The sequence below is a fragment of the Paenibacillus sp. FSL L8-0641 genome, from assembly GCF_038006265.1.
GTDB classification, from domain to species: domain Bacteria; phylum Bacillota; class Bacilli; order Paenibacillales; family Paenibacillaceae; genus Paenibacillus; species Paenibacillus polymyxa_D.
Map to the genome: position 1 here is coordinate 1,903,483 of NZ_JBBOUW010000001.1, position 21,152 is coordinate 1,924,634.

21 protein-coding genes are annotated in these 21,152 nt (G+C 42.7%); 13 read left to right on the top strand and 8 right to left on the bottom strand.

Annotated elements, in window-relative coordinates; translation table 11 throughout:
• Positions 1-139: 139 nt before the first annotated feature.
• The 3 genes from MKY16_RS08595 to MKY16_RS08605 all read right to left on the bottom strand — a co-directional run bounded on the left by MKY16_RS08595 (position 140) and on the right by MKY16_RS08605 (position 2,301).
• Positions 140-1,144 carry an alpha/beta hydrolase family protein gene (locus MKY16_RS08595; RefSeq protein ID WP_340955017.1) on the bottom strand — a complete coding sequence of 335 codons (1,005 nt, stop codon included), beginning with the start codon at positions 1,142-1,144 and terminating at the stop codon, positions 140-142.
• Between the two features lie 100 nt (positions 1,145-1,244).
• Complete coding sequence (locus MKY16_RS08600) at positions 1,245-1,529, bottom strand: hypothetical protein (protein ID WP_340955018.1); 285 nt, start codon at positions 1,527-1,529, stop codon at positions 1,245-1,247.
• Positions 1,530-1,545: 16 nt separating this feature from the next.
• On the bottom strand, positions 1,546-2,301 hold the full coding sequence (locus MKY16_RS08605) for a helix-turn-helix domain-containing protein (protein ID WP_340955020.1): 756 nt from the start codon (positions 2,299-2,301) through the stop codon (positions 1,546-1,548).
• A 228-nt stretch (positions 2,302-2,529) separates the two neighbouring features.
• On the opposite strand from MKY16_RS08605, the gene MKY16_RS08610 reads away from it, so the two are divergent.
• From MKY16_RS08610 to MKY16_RS08620, 3 genes are all read left to right on the top strand, one after another.
• Positions 2,530-3,408 (top strand): radical SAM/SPASM domain-containing protein, encoded by an 879-nt coding sequence (locus MKY16_RS08610; protein ID WP_039269916.1) that lies wholly within the window; start codon positions 2,530-2,532, stop codon positions 3,406-3,408.
• A gap of 238 nt (positions 3,409-3,646) precedes the next feature.
• A complete protein-coding gene (locus MKY16_RS08615) occupies positions 3,647-4,198 on the top strand; it encodes a hypothetical protein (RefSeq protein WP_256026103.1) in 552 nt (183 codons plus the stop codon).
• A 10-nt stretch (positions 4,199-4,208) separates the two neighbouring features.
• The gene (locus tag MKY16_RS08620; protein WP_340955022.1) at positions 4,209-4,769 is read left to right on the top strand and encodes an ABC transporter substrate-binding protein; all 561 of its coding nucleotides are present in this window, start codon (positions 4,209-4,211) and stop codon (positions 4,767-4,769) included.
• A gap of 127 nt (positions 4,770-4,896) precedes the next feature.
• Here MKY16_RS08620 and MKY16_RS08625 read toward each other — a convergent pair whose 3' ends face one another.
• The 4 genes from MKY16_RS08625 to MKY16_RS08640 form a co-directional block, all read right to left on the bottom strand.
• The gene (locus MKY16_RS08625) at positions 4,897-6,033 is read right to left on the bottom strand and encodes a hypothetical protein (protein ID WP_340955024.1); all 1,137 of its coding nucleotides are present in this window, start codon (positions 6,031-6,033) and stop codon (positions 4,897-4,899) included.
• Between the two features lie 91 nt (positions 6,034-6,124).
• Positions 6,125-6,535: a DUF4183 domain-containing protein gene (locus MKY16_RS08630; RefSeq protein WP_340955026.1), complete on the bottom strand. Its 411-nt coding sequence runs from the start codon at positions 6,533-6,535 to the stop codon at positions 6,125-6,127.
• 88 nt (positions 6,536-6,623) lie between these two features.
• Entirely contained in the window at positions 6,624-7,436 is an 813-nt protein-coding gene (locus MKY16_RS08635) for a DNA alkylation repair protein (protein ID WP_165145308.1), read from the bottom strand.
• Positions 7,437-7,512: 76 nt separating this feature from the next.
• Complete coding sequence (locus tag MKY16_RS08640; RefSeq protein WP_029516642.1) at positions 7,513-8,187, bottom strand: Crp/Fnr family transcriptional regulator; 675 nt, start codon at positions 8,185-8,187, stop codon at positions 7,513-7,515.
• Positions 8,188-8,393: 206 nt separating this feature from the next.
• On the opposite strand from MKY16_RS08640, the gene MKY16_RS08645 reads away from it, so the two are divergent.
• From MKY16_RS08645 to MKY16_RS08660, 4 genes are all read left to right on the top strand, one after another.
• Positions 8,394-9,476 carry an ankyrin repeat domain-containing protein gene (locus tag MKY16_RS08645; RefSeq protein WP_029516643.1) on the top strand — a complete coding sequence of 361 codons (1,083 nt, stop codon included), beginning with the start codon at positions 8,394-8,396 and terminating at the stop codon, positions 9,474-9,476.
• 407 nt (positions 9,477-9,883) lie between these two features.
• Positions 9,884-10,630 carry a DeoR/GlpR family DNA-binding transcription regulator gene (locus MKY16_RS08650; protein WP_029516644.1) on the top strand — a complete coding sequence of 249 codons (747 nt, stop codon included), beginning with the start codon at positions 9,884-9,886 and terminating at the stop codon, positions 10,628-10,630.
• A 2-nt stretch (positions 10,631-10,632) separates the two neighbouring features.
• Positions 10,633-11,544, top strand: a complete 912-nt coding sequence (pfkB, locus tag MKY16_RS08655) for a 1-phosphofructokinase (protein WP_029516645.1) — start codon at positions 10,633-10,635, stop codon at positions 11,542-11,544.
• Between the two features lie 67 nt (positions 11,545-11,611).
• A complete protein-coding gene (locus MKY16_RS08660) occupies positions 11,612-13,540 on the top strand; it encodes a PTS fructose transporter subunit IIABC (RefSeq protein ID WP_340955029.1) in 1,929 nt (642 codons plus the stop codon).
• Between the two features lie 153 nt (positions 13,541-13,693).
• On the opposite strand, the gene MKY16_RS08665 is transcribed toward MKY16_RS08660, so the two are convergent.
• Positions 13,694-14,569 carry a LysR family transcriptional regulator gene (locus MKY16_RS08665; protein WP_340955031.1) on the bottom strand — a complete coding sequence of 292 codons (876 nt, stop codon included), beginning with the start codon at positions 14,567-14,569 and terminating at the stop codon, positions 13,694-13,696.
• A 111-nt stretch (positions 14,570-14,680) separates the two neighbouring features.
• Between MKY16_RS08665 and MKY16_RS08670 the strand changes: the two genes are divergently transcribed.
• The 6 genes from MKY16_RS08670 to MKY16_RS08695 all read left to right on the top strand — a co-directional run bounded on the left by MKY16_RS08670 (position 14,681) and on the right by MKY16_RS08695 (position 21,133).
• Positions 14,681-15,067, top strand: a complete 387-nt coding sequence (locus tag MKY16_RS08670) for a tautomerase family protein (protein WP_340955033.1) — start codon at positions 14,681-14,683, stop codon at positions 15,065-15,067.
• Positions 15,064-15,399, top strand: a complete 336-nt coding sequence (locus MKY16_RS08675; RefSeq protein WP_069012182.1) for a carboxymuconolactone decarboxylase family protein — start codon at positions 15,064-15,066, stop codon at positions 15,397-15,399. Before MKY16_RS08670 ends, MKY16_RS08675 begins: the two co-directional genes overlap by 4 nt.
• Positions 15,400-15,645: 246 nt before the next feature.
• Complete coding sequence (gene licT, locus MKY16_RS08680; protein ID WP_029516650.1) at positions 15,646-16,503, top strand: BglG family transcription antiterminator LicT; 858 nt, start codon at positions 15,646-15,648, stop codon at positions 16,501-16,503.
• 183 nt (positions 16,504-16,686) lie between these two features.
• Complete coding sequence (locus MKY16_RS08685) at positions 16,687-18,567, top strand: beta-glucoside-specific PTS transporter subunit IIABC (RefSeq protein ID WP_340955034.1); 1,881 nt, start codon at positions 16,687-16,689, stop codon at positions 18,565-18,567.
• A gap of 74 nt (positions 18,568-18,641) precedes the next feature.
• Positions 18,642-20,051, top strand: coding sequence for a glycoside hydrolase family 1 protein (locus MKY16_RS08690; protein WP_340955036.1), 1,410 nt, complete (start codon positions 18,642-18,644; stop codon positions 20,049-20,051).
• Positions 20,052-20,230: 179 nt separating this feature from the next.
• On the top strand, positions 20,231-21,133 hold the full coding sequence (locus MKY16_RS08695) for a LysR family transcriptional regulator (protein ID WP_340955037.1): 903 nt from the start codon (positions 20,231-20,233) through the stop codon (positions 21,131-21,133).
• Positions 21,134-21,152 lie beyond the last annotated feature (19 nt).

A 21,152-nucleotide genomic window follows, 5' to 3' on the forward strand; every position in this document is an offset into this window, starting at 1 on the left:
TTGCAGACATGGGCTGCCCATTGACGAACTCTCAGAACAATACGGACTGTCTGTAGACCGCATTAAGAAAATCGTATACTCAAAAAAGATGGATTTTTTATCAGCATATTCAAAAGAAGTGTGGAAAAAACATCATTGTTTAACGCTCACTGACATAATTGGCAAGGATTTCGAGATACTCGTCATTCACCAATTTTCTTGGGGCGAATACGGCTGTTAAAAAAGTTAGATATTTTGAACGCGCGATTTTTTCATCCATCATGGAGTGGTCGGCTTCAGGTAAATGAATCACGGACAGCAGTTCTGGAGGTATTTTCTGGCGATAGACTCGCTCGGTATCCTTTGCATCGACATTAATATCTTTTCCAGCCAGAACCAAGAGTACAGGAGTATGGAAGTGACTTAATTCTTCGGTGGAATCAGACAGAAAATTTTTGCGTATAAAGCTCCATCTTTCTTTGGAAATCATATCGTCAGGATCGGCTATGCTTAGATATTCTTCATAAGAAGCCTGTCTTTTCAGTAACTGTAGAATCTCTTGATCGTAGTTCAATGTCTTTTGAATTTCTTGCGGAGTAACTCCTTCTCGCTCCAGTTCTTTTCTGGTATTAAATTGTCCTTGGGAAATCCAGTTCACGGCAGGCGATACAAGGATGCTGAATGCAATATCATGCTCCTCTTTAACGATCTTCGGAATGATCCATCCTGCTTGACTGGCTCCCCATAGGCCGATTTTTTGCTTATCAATCATAGGTAAGCTTCTTGCCCAGTCTATTGCATATCGGATCTCCTGTGCGCGGTCCTCCATGCTTTGGGCGAGCCAGTTACCAGGAGCGCTGTTAATACCGGGCTTATTCAGTGACAAGGAGGCATAACCCTTGGAAGCGAACTTTTCCCACAGTGGTTTGTATCCATCATCATAGGTGTCATTAATAGGACCATCCCCATGGACAAAAACAACCAAACCAATCTTTCCCGAGTAGTTTTTAGGCAAAGTTAATGTACCTGTTAACAGCCCTTTAGGTGTCGTGATTTGTATTTTTTCTTCTGTCATCTTGTAGGAATTTTGATATAGAACAATGAGTACCGAGACAGCAGCCAGAGCTGCCGCAATACCAAAAGTAAGCTTGAGTGTTTTTTTCAATGATGCTCTCTCCTCGAATGCAGGTTCTCTTTCCAACTCATCAGATGCCATACAGGCTCCTTGAACCAAAAATGCCGTAACCCATTATATTTGGATTGTTTTACTTCAAAGAAATGGGGTTTGTTTCAGGAAATGAAGAGTAGGAGGGTTTCCATTTAAGGGAAAGAACACCGATAACTTCTTCGTTTTCTTTAGCTACAAATTGTTTCATAGATGTAGAATAAGGATTTTGAACCCAAACCTGCATTAACAACTGCTGTATAGCTTGATCCTTTAGTGTAACAAGAGATTGGAATTTTGCTTTAAACGATTCGACTAAAAGACTGCAAACAGCTTCATGGTCTTGTTTTTGGTATGCAACAATGTCAAAAGATTTTGCACTCATGTAACACCTCCAAGATTTATTCTACTTTGACTTGAATTTCATATTGTAGCTTGTTGTTGTCGAACATCGAAAGATAAGATTTTTCTACTAGAATGGTCTTGCTTTGGCAGTTATATTGGTGATGAGCTACATATCGTTCCATTTGTTTGATCTCATAATCAATCTCAGGTTCTTCAATGACGGAAAGATGCTTATAAAGATAGTTGCCTTCTTCCAGAATATAGTCAGCCACATCCGCCGTTTCATAACACAGCTTCAACTGTCCAGCATCAGGCAAGTAATGCATGTCATTTTCAAATAATCGAGGTGGGGCAGGGCGGTGTTCAAATAGGTTTCCGGCAGTGAACTCTTGACCATTCTCCAATGCAAACCATAGCTTTAAATGACGGGGACCTAATCGTTTGACTTGATACTCATCGCCCTGCTGGGTCCGATTATTATATTCTTCTAACACTTTGTGAATAAACTGTTCATGCATCTTTAAGTTAGCTATTTCAGCTTGTACTTTTTGCAACGAATGCTCTAAAAGCTGGTTATAATCATCGGCAGCATAGGAAGTCATACATTCTTGAATCTGACCGACAGGGACATTTAATTTACGTAGTAATAAAATATGCGATAGCTGATAAATCTCATGAAGCCCGTACATCCGATATTGATTTTCTTCAGTATGTGATGGATAGATGATTCCCTTTTCTTCAAAATATCGCAGTTGATGTACAGATACATTCATAAGCTGAGCAAGCTGGCTGATCGTAATGTGTTCTTTCAATGAGAGGACTCCTTACTGATATTTGAATAACTCCACTATAAACCTTAGGTCAGACCTAGGGTCAATAGAAAATATCAAACAAATCTTGGATAGGCGTAGGTGTCGAGCATTTGATGCCCACACCAAGGGGGAGACTGGAGAGTTTACCTGTCGGTGATAACCCGTTATAATCATAAGATTAGTGAGCATAAACAAGATGCTCAGGATGAAGGTTAGAATGGGGAAATCATGTTGAAAACTTTTAAAAAGGTATACATTGAGATAACGAGCATTTGCAATCTCGCATGCAGCTTTTGTCCTCAAACACAGCGTGTCAAAAAATTTATTGATCCGGAAGTCTTTCGAAATGTGCTTGATCAGGTCAAACCACATACAGATTATATCTATTTGCATGTAAAAGGAGAGCCGTTGCTCCATCCGAAAATTGATCTTTTACTGGAAAGTGCTCATGAGAAAGGCTTAAAGGTCAATATTACCACTAATGGTACCTTGCTGCCGAAGACCGGACATAAGCTGCTTGGGCAACCAGCGCTGCGTCAGATGAACTTCTCTCTCCATAGTTTTGACGGACATGAAGGCTCCGTGGATCGAGAAGGATATTTGGGTAATATTTTCACGTTTGTAAGAGAAGCGGTGAAACACAATGTCATTATTTCGTTCCGTCTCTGGAACTTGACTGAAGATAATTTGACTAATGTGCAGCGTCAGCGCAATCGGGAAACACTTGAACGACTGGAGCAAGAGTTTGGACTGGACTATCGGATTGAGGAAAAGGTGATACCGGGTAGTGGGGTCAAAATCGCACCAAACGTTTATTTGAATCAGGACCACGAATTTGAATGGCCGAGCCTCAGTGCCCCGGAAGATGACGGAAAAGGCTTTTGCCATGCACTCCGTAGCCAAGCAGCGATATTGGTGGATGGAACGGTGGTCCCTTGCTGTCTGGATGGAGAAGGTGTCATTAATTTAGGTAATGTGCATGAGCAATCTTTTTCCGACATTGTGGAAGGGGAGCGTGCAAACCGTCTGTACTTCGGGTTCTCCAAAAGAGAAGCGGTAGAAGAGTTATGCCGAAAATGCGGGTACCGCAAACGATTTGGAACATAGCCATACAGGTAGAGCTTTAATCGACAGTAGAATGAATCGCAAGAAAGATAGCCCTTTTGCAGGGCTTTTTTACTTATATTTTGATATATACATACATAATTAATGGTTTTAAACTATTCAGAGGAAGTTGGATATATTCGATTGCTTGTGAGAATGATTATCAATTATAATAAATTTAATTCTGATAGGACGGAATAAGAACTGAAGGAACGGTTTGGATGGGGGCTGAGCGGTAGTAATGAAGTTGAACGATCACATTTTGCTGTGGAATCATGTTTTTATACAGGTGATGGATGTTCGTCATAGGAAGATCGAAAAAGGAGAGGAGCTTCGAGCCTATCGACTTCCTGCCAGTGCGTTCTTATATGCCGTGCGTGGAAGTCCACGGGTACGGTTGGATAACAGTATTCACAGGATAGAGCGTTTCCATGTACTGCATGGCGGAAAAGGAATGTGCCTGAGTATCCTGGCGGAGGATGTGCTTGAATATTACATCATTTTGTACAGGGCGACGTTGGCCCTGCCTGATCGCAAAGAGATAGCACAATTGCTGGAAAAGGAAAATCCCTTTCAGAATCAGTATGCTTTCGCACCACATTACCCGCTGTCCCTGTACGAGAAAGTGAAGCTGTTGGAGCAAGAATGGCGTGGAGCTTCTGGACTTGGCAAACTGCATGTTAAAGCCTTGTTTCATCAATTTGTATACGAGTTGTTGCAGCAGTTGTATTGGCAGGGCATCGAACCTCTTAAGCCCGACCTTGTATCGCAGGCTCATGCACGGAAGAGTTAAAATAACGGCCATGATGATTATGCTGTGTTTATCATTGATGCTGGGAGCTTGCTCGGCTCCGACGAATACAAATGGAAGTTCGCAAACGAAGGCTAATCATACAGCGACAACATCCAACAGCGATGGACAAGCGGCAGTGCAAGCACTGGATAAATTCCGTAGAATCAGTGAAATCTTTGGCAAGCAGAAAGAAGCCGAGCAGTGGTTTACTGAATACGAGAAGAAAGCTGCAGAGGCCAGAATGAAAATTCAAGGTATCGTTAAGGACGGAGAGACGGTTTCAATTGTACAAGTCGCCAATAAATCGATATATGTTTTGGCAGCGAAAGGCGGCAATTACGGAAGTCCGACCATTTATCAGATGCTAAAGCTGCCACCTACCAAGAAGGCATTGAATATGAAAGAAGGATTTGAAAATATTTCACTTGAGGTTTTACCCGAGTATATGGGAGATCACATCTTTGTATACGGTTCAGAAGATGAAGGGGCTAATCAGATTCTGCATAGTGAGCTATGGAAAGGCCTTCAGCTGGATACCATAGTTAATCTCTTATTAGCCCACAAAAAATAAAAGGATGTACAAGTAACATCTCCTATCTAAACAAGGGGAAGCTTTTAGAATTTCAAGCTGTGATAGTCATATAGACAAAATCCGCTTAACACAAAGATTCCTAAGTGTTTGGCGGATTTTATCATGTCTATATTTCTTCTTCTCTGTATGTTTTGGTGTATCTTTGAAATTCAGATTTTTGATTATCGTAATAATCAGCTCTCGTCCAAAAAATAATTTGAGAGAATGAGTCGGAATGTTCCAAATAAGTGATTAGATATACAATTTTTACTTTATCACTCTCTACCCATACTTCGTATTGCAAGCCTTGATTCCCGTTTATATTGACCTTTACTGGTCCCGTCGAAATAATCCCTTTTCCAGACCTTTTGAGTACTAATTGAGCTGAAAACTCAGCGTAATCTTTTAATGTGATCATTGAGGATTTCTCATACGGCAGTTCGGATTTCCAATCCTTGATGATCGTCATGTATGCATCGTTTTTTTCATACCAAGCTTGAATTAGCGCATCTGGATTAAGAATTAAACCAGTCTTCCATATATAAGGGAGACGAATTTGTTGCGTGGCATCTTCACTTTTAAATGTTTTCAAAATAGTTGTTGAGCGAAGGTCTGGCTTAACTTGTGAGTCGCTTAAGACTTTCAAGGAGCTGGCTATAGTTGCAAATTCGTGATGTTGTTCTACTGCAGAGCCTCCCCTTGAATAGATTAATACTTGAAGATAGTGCTGCTTACTCTCTAACATGGCACTGAAGTAATAGACCTGTTGGCCATTGTATTTCCCGCTATAATCGGCTGTTCTGGCGGTTGTGGAATCAATCTGGATTGGGGTAGTATCCACAGCCTTAAAGTTTTCTAGGCCCAATGCGGAGATTTCTTCACGTTGCTGTACGAATTCGTCGAGCGTCATATTATTTGCAAAAGCTGACTTGGGGACACGGAAAACCAGACCTACATTCTTTTTTTCTTTGTCACAAACACTAAGCACCGAATCCAGTTGTCCCTGTTTAAATTTACGCCAGCCAGCGGGAATGGTAAGAGCCACAAGATCCTCATCCGAGGTAACGGTATGAGGCAGCGACTCTGTGACGGGTAGAACAGGCTGACTTTCTTTGTCTACAACTGTTGTACTATGAGTCGCATTGTCTACATCAGAATTTGTTTGGACTGCAGTTGCAGCATTTTTTGAGGTGCAGCTGGTAAGCATGAGCACTGCGATCAGTGCAATAACATAAAATCGGAAATGCACAAAATTGAATTTCATGGAAATAACTCCCTCTGTTTCATATTTACAAAGGAAATTTTACCCTTTTATAAAATTATAAAAAAGAGGCGTTTGTCCTGTTTTACGTAGCTCAGTCGCTTATGGTAGTCGTTACTGTAACATTGTTGACAGAGGTTGAGGAGGCACTAGAGTTGAAATTAATAACTTCAACGACTACTGTCGCGCCAACAATCAGGCCTGTATTTATAATTAGGTTTGTAGCAGAAAGCGTTGTTAAGCCGCCTCGCTGCAACGTCCCATTTACAAATACATTGTAGTATCCGCTACTGGTCGGAACAACAAGACTGTTTGTCGCGACTGAAGTACCACTATCATTCATGAAATATTGTGCTGGGATAGTGGTCACTCCACCAAATATATTACCAAGCACGACAATAGCTGTGTAACGATTAACCACTGGAGTGACATTGATACTTGTTGTGATAGCAATGTTTCCAGATACGATACTGTCTGCTTCCAGATAGATTCGAATAATAGACATAGGAATTCCTCATTCCCAATACTCCAGATAAATATCATAGTTTATGTGAATATTCTAGATATGGATTGGATGGGGAGGAGTCTTATAATTATTTCTCTTTGTTCAAGCTTCTTTGGGCACGGGTTACTATTCGCTTCGTTTCTTTAGTATCCGAAGCCATCAGCCATGCATTACAAACTTGAAGAACCCATTCCGGGTTGGTTTTGCTGGCATCATTCAACCAATTGCCAACGGAGTCCTGGACATATTTGACCGGATCGGACTGAACAGCCTTCAAGAGAGGAAGAGCCAACTCGGGATGTTCTTTTAGTTCAGGGATGTGCTTGGCCCAAACGCCTTGTGGCCGGGTTAATTCAATGGCAAAACGACGTATGTTAGCATCCTCATCTCGCACCCAACTGTCTAACAGGGCAAGCCCTTCAAGCAGTTGCAAGGATATGGATTCTCTCACGGCCATCCAGGCTATTTCACGTACTCCGAAATGGGAATCCGCTGCAAAGGGGCGAATGCCAGCCAATTTTTCCTCTACACTTAAACAGGGATCAACCCCGATGATGTAGGCAGCCCAGCAGCGAATGCTGTCTGAAAGATGCGAGGCCATCGCATCAAAGATGCGAATACGTTCTTCTATCGCTTGTTGCTCAAACACATGAAGCCACGCTCGCGCGATTGCGGGTATCATTTTCATGATCTTCTTTTCCTTCAGCTCATTCAATTCGGTCAGGAAGACATCGAATGATTGCTGCAAGTCAAATTCATCAAGAGTATTTTGCAATAGTACAACATGATCGACAGCCAGCCATTCGGTGAGATTCGCCGTCTGAAGCCGCCCCTGCTGTAGCAGCTGAAGCACATCACTAGGAATATCTGACCCTTTGCGAGCACCTTTTCGTTGTAACATTTCATCCACTCCATATCGTAAATTGTCTGATAGGTATACGATACTTTTTTGGGGTGGAGTATAGATGTAATGTAGTTTACAACTTCACTAACTTTTCGCGATGGATGTAAACCGTCTTAAAGCCGGTTTTAATGACCTTTTCTTTGACAAGCTCCTGAAGAGCAGCTGTTACAGCCTCACGGGTGGCCCCGACCAGATTCGCAATTTCTTGATGAGAGAGAGGGAAATTGATTTTGCAATACTCATCACGGCTTTGGAGGGCGAACTGATCGGACAATTTCAGAAGAATATACAAAATTTTATCCTGTAAATTTCCCAAAGCTAAATGCTGGGCCAGACTGCTCATTCCTGAAATTCGGTCACTTAACACCTTGATCATGTTCATCATGAACCTGGGATGTTCTATTAAAAAATGCTCGAATCGGTCTTTGTCCATACGGCAGATATCGCATTCTTCTATCGTTTCTATATACATCTCCCTTGTTCCTAGTGAAATCATATCCATTTCACCAAATACATTTCCCTCGCGGAGGATATCCAAAGTAAATTGCTTCCCGTCAGCATTTAGCTTATATAGACGTACTTTGCCCTTTTTCACAAAATAAAGTCCCTCGGAAAAGGTCTCTGGAGTTTGTATAAAGTTTTTTTTCGGTATAGTCGTAATGGAGGTCATTTGATCCATTTCAATTAAATCTTCTAATGAGAGACTATGAAGCAAATTAAATTGGGACAAATATTGAATGCTATTCATATGTTCTCCTTTTCGGTTGCACAGGGTATACAGAATCATAATACAATTATAGCTTCTATAAGGTATTTTGACCTCTATTACTCACTTGTTTGCGATAGAGTGAATAATGAATTTTGGGGAATCTGTTGGATTTATATAAAAGAGAGGTTGGTATAAAATAGATATACATGATTAATAGTAGATACATAAAGAGTGAGGTAATAACCATGATTAAATTAAAAGATGTAGGCAATTTCAAGGTTCTTCCTGAGATAGCGATGCATATCGTTCAAGGCAATATATCCGCTTTACGCCAGGCGCTGACCGAAGGCTGGGATATAGAACAAGGGATCGTACTCAGCAAATATACGACATTAAGTCCACTGGATATTACACTCATAACTGGGCAAATGGAAGTCTTGAAGCTACTGGTCGATGAGGGGGTTCAACTTAATGTAAAGGATAATCCCGCATTCCTGACGGCTGTTCGCTATGGTACCGAAGAGGTTGTCCGTTATGTGGTCGCCCATGGCGCCAAGCAGGACGGTAAAAATCATGTCAAATCTGGTGCTTATGAGCAAGCCTACTACGGTAACAAAAGTAATATGCTGCTTATCCATGAGCTGGGCCTCGATATGAAGCAGCATGCTGGAGCAACACTCCGCAACGCAGTTAGTGAGCATGACTTGAAAACAGTAGCTTTACTATTGGAACATGGCGTAGATATTAATTTCAATGCCCCTAATATGGTATATCCATATAAAGCCACGCCTTTGACAGTGGCGGCGCGCAACAACGATTTTTCGATGGTGAAGTATTTGGTTCAACTAGGCGCTGATGTGACGCTGGCAGAAAAAGATGGAGAACGGGCATATACAATTGCACTAAGTAATAAAAACGTAGAAATGGCTGAGTATTTAAAGTCTGTAGAGCCTCCGGCATTTCATAATCTGGAAAATAAACGACATGCTTTGAAAAGCTACAAGCTTCCGAAGGATTTAATAGCCTTTCTGACAGGGAATCAACTCCGTGTGAACCTGCCAGAAAATGATCTTGATATTCAATTTGTTGAGTTCTTTTCAATTATCGATACGGTTGAGATGAAGGTAGGTCGGCAAAAGCTGTTGCGTCTGTCTCTAAACGTAGATAATTACTCGGATATTATATTGGTGTGGAATCCAAAGCAGAAGTGCCTGGGTTATTATGACGAGGAGCATCAGGAATATGCGGATGTGTGCAGCTTTGCTGAGTTTCTTGCACAGCCGGAAGATTATCTGGAGAAGATTATTGAGGGTGAATATGTATCATAACAAGGTGAGCCATGAATGCGGTATGCACGCAGTCATGGCTCTTGTTATTTTAAAATACAGCGCTAGTGTACACAGGTGCCTAATGCTCATCAGGAATGGTTACGTATGAGCTGAATGAGGTTTCAGGGAAATTGGGACGAATTGTGCGCATAATGGTAAAATAGTACTGATGGAAGCTTTAGAACGTTTTTGAACGTTTACTGCTGAATTCCTATGTAAGAAGAATGAATTTACATAAAAGTAGATGAATTTTCTTTAAAATGTAAACGCAATCATGTCGATTAGAGCGGGAATTCACCATTTTGTAAAAAAATGAAGTTGGAATGAATTTTTTTGAATCTTTTTGGAGAAAAATGATTGTTTTTTATCAGGTTTGTGGTACGATATAAACAGTTGGGGGAATGAAGATGCTGACGGAGGAAAGATACAAGTTAATAATACAGCGCTTACAAGAACGTGGTGTTGTAAAGTTGCAGGAATTGGCTGATCTGTTGGGAGCTTCTGAATCAACAATTCGGCGCGATTTGATAGATCTTGAGGGCCGTCAGTTGCTAAAACGGATTCATGGTGGGGCAACCTTACTGAATCAGAAAAGTCAGGAACCTGGCATGGAAGAAAAAACATTCAAAAACGTTCAACAAAAAAACGCAGTCGCCCGCATGGCAGCCAAAGAAATTTTGGATGGCGAATGTATTTATCTGGATGCGGGAACAACAACGATGGCGATGATTCCTTACATTGAAGCTAAAGACGTGACGGTCGTGACGAATGGTCTATCCCACGTAGAAGCACTGGTAAGTAAAAGAATCAGAAGCTATCTACTGGGAGGGATGATGAAAATTCATACCAAAGCCGTAATTGGCAGTATTGCCCTACAAAATTTGGACAATTTTCGATTCGACAAGTGCTTTCTAGGAACGAACGGGGTGGATATGGAAATGGGGTATACAACTCCTGATCCTGAAGAGGCGCTAATCAAGCGGCGAGCCCATCAGTTGTCAGGCAAAACGTATGTGTTGGCCGATTCCAGCAAAATTGGAGAAGTAACCTTCGCCAAACTGTTCGAGCTCAAGGAAGCTATACTTATTACCGAATCGATGCCAGAACGCTCACGCCGATCCATCGCTCAGAAAACTAAGATAATCGAGGGATAACAATGATATATACAGTAACGCTGAACCCTTCCATTGATTATATCGTGGAAGTTGACGATTTGAAGCTTGGTGATTTGAACCGGATGAAACGTGATTTGAAATTGCCAGGTGGTAAAGGAATTAATGTATCACGTGTACTAAACCAGCTGGGAGCAGATAGCACGGCGATCGGCTTTCTAGGAGGATTCACAGGCAGGTTTATCGACGATACATTGCGGGAAGAATCCATTAAAACTGATTTTGTAATGATCGAAGATGACACACGGATTAACATTAAACTCAAGCATGGCGATGAAACGGAAATTAACGGTTTGGGACCTGTGATTCGTGAGCAAGAGGCCGATGCGTTGGTGCAAAAGCTGGCCGCACTCCAGAAAAATGACATTGTCGTCTTGTCGGGAAGTATCCCGCCGTCACTTGGAGGAGACTTCTATGATCGGCTGATTAGCGTATGCCAGCAAACTGGGGCTGAATTCGTCATCGACACCACAGGTGAGGCGCTGATGAAGGCACTGGTTCATAAACCGCTGCTCATCAAGCCAAATCACCACGAGTTGGCTGAGTTGTTTGGCGTAACTATTCACTCAAAGGAGGAGATCGTCACTTACGGTCGTAAGCTGCTGGAAGCAGGTGCAAAAAATGTACTGATTTCCATGGCAGGAGAAGGGGCTTTGTTCATTACGGCAGATGAAGTGTATCACGCAAATGTACCAGCAGGAACGGTTAAAAATTCTGTAGGCGCAGGTGATTCAATGATTGCTGGATTCGTGGGTACGCTGGCTCTTCATGGCGATCCGATCGAAGCATTCCGTGCAGGAGTGGCATCCGGAAGCGCAACTGCGTTTTCCGATGATCTGGCTACTAGAGAGAAAATTGAACAATTACGGCCGCAAGTCACGATTTCAAAACGGTAATCCGGCTGCATCATGAGCTTATTATGCGTGTATCGACACGCTGACCGAACTTAGGAGAGTGTGAAAAATGAGAATAACAGACCTGATGATTAAAGAAACGATGATCATGGACCTGCAGGCGACGACAAAGGACGAGGCGATTGAGGAGCTCATCGCTAGTCTCGAAGCAAGTGGACGTATTAATGACCGTGCCTTGTTTAAAGAAATGATTTACAAACGTGAAGCAGAGTCCAGCACTGGAATCGGCGGCGGCATTGCGATGCCGCATGCCAAGACCAAAGCTGTGAATGAAGCGACTGTCGTTTTCGCCAAAAGCAGTAAAGGCGTAGAATTCGAATCGTTGGACGGTGAGCCGGCAAAAGTGTTCTTTATGATTGCGGCTCCAGAGGGAGCAGCAAATACGCATCTTCGCACACTGGCAGCCCTTTCCCGGCTCTTAATTGATACCGATTTTATCGGGAACCTTATGAAAACGCAAACACCGGATGAAGTATCTGTGTTGTTTGATACCAAGCAGGCGGAAGAAGAAGCTGCCAAAAAAGCAAAAGAGGCTAAGAAAGAGGCAGCCAAAGCGCAGCAAACGCCAGACGTTATCGTTGGCAATCCGAATTCTGACGAGTTTGTGGTTGCAGTGACCGCTTGTCCTACAGGCATTGCACACACGTTTATGGCTGAAGATGCTCTTATTAAGAAAGCGAAAGAAATGGGTGTAAATATCCGTGTAGAGACGAATGGCTCGGAAGGCGCACAAAACGTACTGACAGCGGATGAAATTCGTCGTGCCAAAGGAGTAATCGTCGCAGCTGACAAGAAGGTTGAAATGGCCAGATTTGATGGTAAACCTGTATTACAAAGACCGGTAAGTGACGGTATTCGTAAATCTGAGGAACTGATCCGCAAAGCGCTGAACGGCGATGCGCCAATTTATCGTAGTGAAGGTAAAGGCAGCGCTGAAGAGTCGAAAGCGGAGAAGAGCAGCGTAGGCAGCAAAATCTACAAGGATTTAATGAACGGTATTTCTCATATGCTACCATTCGTTGTAGGCGGGGGGATCTTGCTAGCCATTTCCTTCTTGATTGAACAGGTAGCGGGAGAAGATAATGTATTCTTCCAACTGTTACAAACGATTGGCGGCGGAACAGGTGCGTTCCACTTCCTGATTCCGATACTGGCCGGATTTATCGCGATGAGTATTGGAGACCGCCCGGCACTGATGCCAGGTATGGTTGGGGGTCTGATGGCTGTAAACTCCAATGCAGGTTTCCTTGGCGGTCTGGCAGCAGGTTTTCTGGCTGGTTATGTGGTGATCTTCCTGCGTAAAGCTTTTGCAGGTCTACCAAAAACGCTGGATGGTTTAAAACCAATCTTGTTATACCCGGTATTCGGACTCCTAATTACAGGCGCGATTATGTTCTACCTGTTTGATCCAATTTTCGGTGGTATTAATACGTGGCTTGTCAACGTTCTGAACAATTTAGGAACAGGTAATGCAGTTATTTTGGGTCTGATCCTGGGCGGAATGATGTCGATTGACATGGGTGGACCTTTCAACAAGGCAGCTTACGCATTTTCGATCGGTGTCTTTACTTCCAGTGGTAACACGAACGGAGCTATGATGGCGGCTGTTATGGCGGGCGGCATGGTACCTCCGCTGGCAATCGCATTAGCTTCGACGTTCTTCAAAAATAAGTTTACTGAGCAAGAGCGCAAGTCTGGCTTGACGAACTATGTACTTGGATTGTCCTTCATTACGGAAGGAGCCATTCCATTCGCAGCTGCTGATCCTCTGCGTGTCTTAACCTCTTGTATTGTAGGTTCAGCGATTGCTGGTGGTCTGACGCAGTTCTGGCAAATCAATCTTCCAGCTCCACATGGCGGAATTTTTGTAGCAGCTCTTGCCAATCATGCTTTGCTGTTCTTGCTTGCAGTGGCAATTGGCTCCGTGATTTCTGCGCTCATTCTGGGACTGTGGAAAAAACCGCTCGAAGCGGAATAACAGGTATGACAACAAGAGTATAAAAATAAAGAGAGGGCCACATTTTCTTAGGCCTTCAAAATAGTAAAGCCGCTAAACACCAGGTTTCTGAGTGTTTAGCGGCTTTTTCTTTATGCAAAGATGATATAACTTATTAGTAGTCTTGCATAGATGCTATAGCCTGCAAAGCTCCTTAACCAGCTGTATAAATAGCTTTCGGGCCGAAGACATATACTGCTGGTGATGGTTGTTTTGTAATAGTCCAATGGCAATATTAGGGTCTGTTAACTGGAGGGGGACGGTGACCAGTTCCTCCGGCAAAGGCATTGACGATAGAACCACTCCAACTGAAGGAATCGTTTTTACGAACGTGGGGATCGACGAGATTTGACTGACAGTACAAAAAAACGGCATCGCCGGGAAGTGTGAAAGCTCTTTCTCCAGTCGTATATGGTACAAGCAGTTCTTACCTCCGACGATAAGCGGATACGCGTACAGATCTTCGAGCTGAAGCTCACTTTTTGCCGCGAAGGGATGATTACGGGACACAATAAAGGCGATGTGTTCGTGATATATGGATTCAAAGTGTAAGGAAGGAATGGAGTGAGGTTCCCCAGAGATAGCAAAATCCAGCTTACCATCCACCAAAGCATGTGCGAGTGCATCCGTGTTTCCAACTGTAAAATGACATGTAATATTCGGTTTATGCTCTCGAAACTGCTGCAGAGCCAAGGGGAGTAAGGTAGCCGCTACCGTTTCAAGCACACCGATATGGAGCGTGCCGATCTCCTCCTTTTTTAGCGACTTCGCCTGGTCCATTACAAAATTCCAATGCTGAATAAGTCCGTCTATCTCCTCGGCATATAGTTTGCCCGGGGGCGTTAACTCCGCATCCCAACCCCTTTTAAAAAGTTGAAATCCCAGCTCTTTTTCAAGCCTCTGGATTTGGTTCGTGACTGTAGACTGAGCGTAGTTTAATTTGACAGCAGCTTTTGAAAACGTTCCTTCTTCGATTATGGTACGAAATGTAGTTAATTCTTTCAGATCCACGCTTGCTCATCTCCATCGATGAAATTGAATATATTTATGATTATTTTCAATTATACAGATGAAAGTAAGGGGAGTACAATCATCTTATCCCAACGGATAGGAGAGATGAACATGCCATTTGTACGAGTTGGCTACATGGAGCAACAATACACAGAGCAAGAGCTGTCTGACATTAGCTGCTGTATCATGAATGCTTTGATCGAACATTTTCAGGTTCCGGAAAAAGATTACTTTCAGGTTTTTCATGCTCATAAGCAAAGCGAGTTTTATTATAGTCCCGATTATTTGAATGTATCCAGAACAGACAAGCTGCTGTACATCCAAATTACGATGGGATCGGGTAGAACTACGGAACAAAAAAAGGATTTTTACCAAAGATTAGCCGAACTCATCTCTATTGAATGTAAAGTCCGACCGGAGGATGTTTTTGTGACACTGGTAGAGACTGAATTAGAGGATTGGTCCTTTGGCAATGGACTTGCCCAGATGATTGTATGAAGCATAAATTAATCAAATCGAGTGTTCGGGAAACGATAGGTGATTTTGCACCCGCTTTTGTAACCTATACGGAGGATGTTCTTTTTGGAGATGTATGGAGAAGAAGTGAGTTGTCTCTTAGGGAACGGAGTTTTATTACAGTTGCCGCTCTGGTGGCGGGTGAGCATGTGAATCAACTTCCTTATCATCTGAACCTGGCCAAGGAAAACGGGATTTCGGAGGAAGAACTGGTTGAAGTCATTACACAGCTTGCCTTTTATGTAGGATGGCCCCGGGCAGCCTCAGCCATTCAGGTTGCCAAAGAGGTGTTTTGCAAAGAGCAAGAAAGTTAAGCATGAACCTAAAAAACTGCTAAGCACAAAGGATTCCGAGTGTTTGGCGGTTTTTTGGCATGATTGTATTGTTATTCTGCATTGAAAGCGGTATAGTAAGAGTAATTGAATGAGGGGTGAAGTGCCCTTCGGGATTGTTACTGGTGAGCAGGCGATACCCAAATAATGACTAATTGATTTAGTCGTTATTTGGTTTTTTTTTGTTATTACAAACTTTGTCATTACATCAATGAGGTGAGCAGATAAATGATCATCCGGCAAATTTTTAACAACAATGTTATCCGAGTCGAAAATCAGGTGGGTCATGAATTTGTTGTCATAGGGAATGGTCTAGGCTTTAAAAAGAAAAATGGCCAGAGGGTCGATGAAGACAAAATAGAAAAAACCTTTGTATTAAAGTCCGATAAAATCCCACAAAAATTAATAGATCTTATTGGGGAAACATCTGTAGAGTATTTAAAGGTGGCGGATGAAATTGTAGGCAGCGCAAAAAAGGAAATGGGAGATATTTTTAGTGACAATATCTATATTTCTCTGATTGACCATATTCAATTTGCCATCTCTCGATACAGAAAATCCGTAGGACTTAAAAATTCACTGTTATGGCAAATTAAAAAATTTTACAAAAAAGAATTTATGATCGGAATGAACGCATTGGACATCATCCATGCTCAATTTGGCATCCAAATGGATGAGCATGAAGCAAGCTTTATTGCTATGCATTTTGTAAATGCAAGACAAGACGGTCAGGGAATGAAACAAACGGTTGAGATTACCGAGATTATTGATGACATTTTCAACATTGTAACCGATTACTACGAGATTACACTGGATGAAACTTCGTTCAATTATTCCCGGTTTATTACTCATTTGCAGTACTTTGCCCAACGATTGTTGAGCAATGAACAAGAACAACTAGCTTCAGGGGATAATTTCTTGTATGACCAAGTCAAAGATAAATACGAGAAGGCTTTTCAATGCACCCAATTAATCAATCAATATTTAGAGTTAAAGCATGAAAGTGCTATGTCGATTGATGAAAAAGTGTATTTGACGATTCATATACAGCGTGTAACCTCCAGAAATGATATAGCTAGTTCTTAGAAAAAAAGCTTGCAAACGATTTCTAAGTGATTTATAGTAGGCTCACAACTTAAATATAAGGATTGTTACTGGTTAAGCAGGCGATACCTAAATGAATGGCAGTGATCATTTTCTTTGATCATACAGGCCTTTCGTTTAGGTATTTTTTTGTTTCCAGGCAATCTGCCCAAGAGGAGAATGAACATGGATCATAAGAAAATGGGCGAAGACATCGTACGTCTCGTTGGAGGAGAAGAAAATATCAATGGACTTGTCCATTGTGCTACACGACTCCGATTTGACCTGAAGGATTCACGAAAAGCCGAAAGAGAAGCGCTTGAGAAGCATGAGGGAATCATTACCGTTGTTGAAAGCGGAGGACAATTCCAAGTTGTTATTGGCAGCCATGTTGCCTATGTATATGCAGAGATCATGAAAAACAGGGATTTTGGATCGAATTCCCCTGCAGCCAGTGAATCCAGTGGGAAAAAAACATCGGTCATATCCACAATCTTTGAAGTCATTTCCGGTAGTTTCTCCCCATTGATTCCAGCGATGGCGGGCTCGGGAATGATAAAAGCACTCCTGACGGTTTTGACCTTGCTAGGATGGATGTCTGCAACAAGTGATACCTATCTGATCCTGTCTGCTGCTGGGAATGCTGTATTTTACTTTTTGCCGATTTTACTAGGGATTACGCTCGGTATAAAGCTGAAGGCGAATCCTTATGTAGCTGGTGTGATCGGTGCGGCTCTCATGGAACCCAACTTTACGGGGCTGATGGACAAGGGCTCTGATGTATCGTTTTTAGGAATACCGGTGGTCATGATGAACTACTCAGCCAGTGTTTTCCCGATTTTTATATCCATTAGTATCTATGCGTTGGTAGATAAGTTTTTGAAGAAGATCATTCTTAAGGATTTACAGCTATTTTTAGTTCCGATGTTGGCTTTAATGATTATGGTTCCGCTATCTGCGATGGCTTTCGGACCTTTCGGTACAGGGGTAGGAGATTGGATTTCTTCAGGTGTGACATGGTTAATCGGTGTAAGTGGCATTTTGTCAGGGATTGTTCTTGGCGGTTTTATGACCTTTATGGTCGTCTTCGGACTTCACTGGGGTTTTACCCCGATCACGATTCAAAATATCGGTGTTGGCGGTGATCCGATTGAGGCGATGGCTGCAGCAGCTGTATTTGCTCAAATTGGGGTCGCATTTGGTATCTTCCTGAAGGCGAGAAAAGATAAAACACTTAGAACTCTTGCCGGTTCCACGAGTATTACAGGATTGCTGGCGGGTGTGACAGAGCCGATTGTGTATGGTCTGGTGCTTCGCTATAAACGTGTCATTCCGATTGTCATTATCGCAGGTGCTCTAGGCGGTGCCATCAATGGACATTTTGGAGTGAAAATGACGGCGTATGTGTTTCACAACATTTTTGCGATTCCAGTGTATACGCCAACCTTGCTATACGTGATTGCCATTGCCTGCTCATTCGCGGCAGCAACCGCACTAACCCTTATTTTTGGGTATGAAAGCAAGGTGAAGGAGGAGACCCCAGAAACAGTTGAATCCGTGAAAACAGCAGAACCAGAACCTGTTGTTACAGCAACGAAGGCTGTTGACATCAAGAAAGAAACGATCTACAGCCCGATCACAGGCAAGGCTATACCATTGAGCCAAGTGAATGATTCGGCATTTTCTACAGGGGCGATGGGAAAAGGCTTAGCCATTGAGCCGTCTGTCGGTGAGGTCGTAGCGCCTATAGATGGAGTTGTAACCTCGCTGTTTCCCACAGGACACGCCATCGGCTTGACTTCAAAGGCGGGTACGGAGATATTAATTCATATTGGAATTAATACCGTTGCGCTGAAAGGAAAGCATTTTAATCCAGTCGTTCAAGAAGGAGATATCGTAAAACAAGGGGACTTGTTAATCCAATTTGATAGGGAGCAGATTATAGAAGCAGGATACGAAATCGTGACCCCTGTCATCGTCACGCTTACAAAAAATAAAGTGGATGTGTTTGAGACAAATCAGGAGCAAATTCAAAAAAATGAAGTATTGCTAACGTTGGTTGTGTGATACAGGAAAGCCTATCATCACATTCATGAATTGCAAAATCAGAAGGATATAACGATAACTGGAGGGACTATAGCATGAAACATAATCAATTGAAGGCATTTCCTGAAAATTTTTTCTGGGGAGGTTCAACTTCCGCTTATCAAGTAGAGGGTGCATGGGACGAAGATGGAAAAGGCCCCTCTGTGATTGACATGGCTAACCACGTTGAAGGAGTCACTGATTTTAAGGTAACCAGTGATCATTACCATATGTTCAAAGAAGACGTAGCTCTGATGGCTGAAATGGGCTTTAAAGCATATCGTTTCTCGATTGCTTGGACACGTATTTATCCCCTGGGGGCAGGTGAAGTGAATCAGAAGGGAATCGCGTTTTACAGCTTATTAATTGACGAACTAATTAAATACGGGATTGAACCGATTGTTACCATGTATCATTTTGATCTGCCTTATGCTCTTGAACAACAAGGCGGTTGGTCGAAAAGGGAGACGATTGATGCCTTCGAACAGTATGCCAAAACATTGTTTGAGAACTTTGGAGACAGGGTGAAATATTGGTTAACCATTAATGAGCAGAACATGCTGATTCTCCATCCCGGTTCTATTGGCACATTAGATACAAGTCTGGAAAATCCGCAAAAGGTACTGTACCAACAAAATCATCATATGTTAGTCGCACAGGCGAAGGCGATGGTATTGTGCCACGAGATGCTGCCTGACGCGAAAATTGGACCAGCACCGAATATTGGGGTTATCTATCCAGCCAGTTCCAAGCCTGAAGATACGCTGGCGGCGGACAACTATGCAGCCATTCGCAACTGGCTCTATCTGGATATGGCTGTGTTTGGCCGATACAATCATATTGCCTGGAGCTATTTGGTCGAGAAAGGCTATGAGCCTGTCATTGAAGAAGGGGATATGGATATATTAGCGAAGGGGAACCCGGACTTTATCGCATTTAATTATTATACCTCTCAAACCGTAGGAGAAAGTTTAGATGACGGGAATGATTTTTCACATACAGGAGATCAGCACGAAATTGTGGGTGAACCCGGAGCATATCGAGGTTCCGTCAACCCCAACCTGCAAACGACGGAGTTTGGTTGGGAGATTGATCCGGTCGGTTTTAGATCCACGTTACGCCAAATTTATTCTCGCTACCACTTGCCTTTGATTGTGACAGAGAATGGCTTGGGCGCTTTTGACAAGCTTGAAGAAGGGGATCTAGTGAAAGACTCTTATCGTATTGACTTTTTCAAGAAACATATCGAGCAGATTCAACTGGCTATTACAGACGGTGTAGAAGTGTTCGGCTTCTGTCCGTGGTCTGCAATTGATCTGGTGAGTACCCACCAGGGCTCCAGCAAGCGTTACGGGTTTATCTATGTGGATCGTGAGGAGTTTGATCTCAAGGATCTGCGTCGTATTCGTAAACAAAGCTTTTATTGGTATCAAAAGCTGATCTCCACGAATGGTGAAATTCGTTAATTAAAGCATCGTAACTAGAGCACCTCCCTGGAAGGAAGATTTCCATTTAGGGAGGTGTTTATATTTTTAAACCTTAGGGAGAGAGGCTGTTCTCATTTAAGTAACGACTATACCTTTTCTTAGAAGTGTGATTATGTATTATATAATAGAAGAAACACAAACGGAAAGGACATCATGCATTGACCTTACAACAATTAAAATACGTCATTGAGGTTGCCAATCGCGGTTCCATGAATGAGGCGGCAAAGCGGTTGTTCATTTCCCAGCCCAGTCTGTCGAACGCGATTCGTGATCTGGAGGAAGAAATTCATATCACCATTTTTGAGCGTACCAATAAGGGGATTTCTTTGTCCAAGGAAGGCGTGGAATTCCTCGGTTATGCACGTCAGGTCGTTGAGCAGGCGGAGCTGCTGGAAAGTCGCTATCTGGATGCCAAGCCTACACCACAGCATTTTGCTGTGTCCACGCAGCATTACGCTTTTGCCGTAAATGCATTTGTGAATCTGGTGAATCAATATGGTCAAGAAGAGTATGAATTGGCTTTGCGAGAGACCAAAACCCATGAAATCATACAGGATGTCAAAAGCCTGCGCAGTGAGATCGGAATCCTGTATCTGAACGAATTTAACGCCAAGGTCATTAACAAGCTGCTAAAAGATGCGAATCTACAATTCAACAGCCTGTTTACGGCCAAGCCACATATTTTTATCAGTGCCAATAATCCGCTATCCCGACAGTCTATCGTGACCATTGACCAGCTTTATCCTTATCCATATCTTTCCTTTGAGCAAGGGGAGTACAATTCCTTTCACTTTTCCGAGGAGATTCTCAGTACGTTATCGCATCCCAAAAGCATTCGCGTCCATGACCGGGCGACCCTTTTTAATCTGCTCATTGGGTTGAACGGCTATACCATTTCTACCGGAGTGATCAGTGCCGATCTGAACGGTAACGACATTATTTCCGTCCCTCTGGAATGTGATGAGTCTATTAATGTGGGATGGATTTGCCATAAAAATGCTGCGCTCTCCAAGCTGGCCACTGTCTATGTAGAAGCGCTGCATGAGGCGATAGGGGAATAAAAAGTTGGGTATAGCCCTA

Bases quoted from the DNA above. Each gene is read 5' to 3' on its own strand.
- MKY16_RS08620 (WP_340955022.1), top strand. From the start codon at position 4,209: ATGATGATTATGCTGTGTTTATCATTGATGCTGGGAGCTTGCTCGGCT.
- MKY16_RS08660 (WP_340955029.1), top strand. From the start codon at position 11,612: ATGAGAATAACAGACCTGATGATTAAAGAAACGATGATCATGGACCTG.
- MKY16_RS08690 (WP_340955036.1), top strand. From the start codon at position 18,642: ATGAAACATAATCAATTGAAGGCATTTCCTGAAAATTTTTTCTGGGGA.
- MKY16_RS08650 (WP_029516644.1), top strand. From the start codon at position 9,884: ATGCTGACGGAGGAAAGATACAAGTTAATAATACAGCGCTTACAAGAA.
- MKY16_RS08675 (WP_069012182.1), top strand. From the start codon at position 15,064: ATGAAGCATAAATTAATCAAATCGAGTGTTCGGGAAACGATAGGTGAT.
- MKY16_RS08610 (WP_039269916.1), top strand. From the start codon at position 2,530: ATGTTGAAAACTTTTAAAAAGGTATACATTGAGATAACGAGCATTTGC.
- MKY16_RS08640 (WP_029516642.1), bottom strand. From the start codon at position 8,187: ATGAATAGCATTCAATATTTGTCCCAATTTAATTTGCTTCATAGTCTC.
- pfkB (WP_029516645.1), top strand. From the start codon at position 10,633: ATGATATATACAGTAACGCTGAACCCTTCCATTGATTATATCGTGGAA.
- MKY16_RS08645 (WP_029516643.1), top strand. From the start codon at position 8,394: ATGATTAAATTAAAAGATGTAGGCAATTTCAAGGTTCTTCCTGAGATA.
- MKY16_RS08615 (WP_256026103.1), top strand. From the start codon at position 3,647: ATGAAGTTGAACGATCACATTTTGCTGTGGAATCATGTTTTTATACAG.
- licT (WP_029516650.1), top strand. From the start codon at position 15,646: ATGATCATCCGGCAAATTTTTAACAACAATGTTATCCGAGTCGAAAAT.
- MKY16_RS08630 (WP_340955026.1), bottom strand. From the start codon at position 6,535: ATGTCTATTATTCGAATCTATCTGGAAGCAGACAGTATCGTATCTGGA.
- MKY16_RS08635 (WP_165145308.1), bottom strand. From the start codon at position 7,436: ATGTTACAACGAAAAGGTGCTCGCAAAGGGTCAGATATTCCTAGTGAT.
- MKY16_RS08685 (WP_340955034.1), top strand. From the start codon at position 16,687: ATGGATCATAAGAAAATGGGCGAAGACATCGTACGTCTCGTTGGAGGA.
- MKY16_RS08600 (WP_340955018.1), bottom strand. From the start codon at position 1,529: ATGAGTGCAAAATCTTTTGACATTGTTGCATACCAAAAACAAGACCAT.
- MKY16_RS08670 (WP_340955033.1), top strand. From the start codon at position 14,681: ATGCCATTTGTACGAGTTGGCTACATGGAGCAACAATACACAGAGCAA.
- MKY16_RS08625 (WP_340955024.1), bottom strand. From the start codon at position 6,033: ATGAAATTCAATTTTGTGCATTTCCGATTTTATGTTATTGCACTGATC.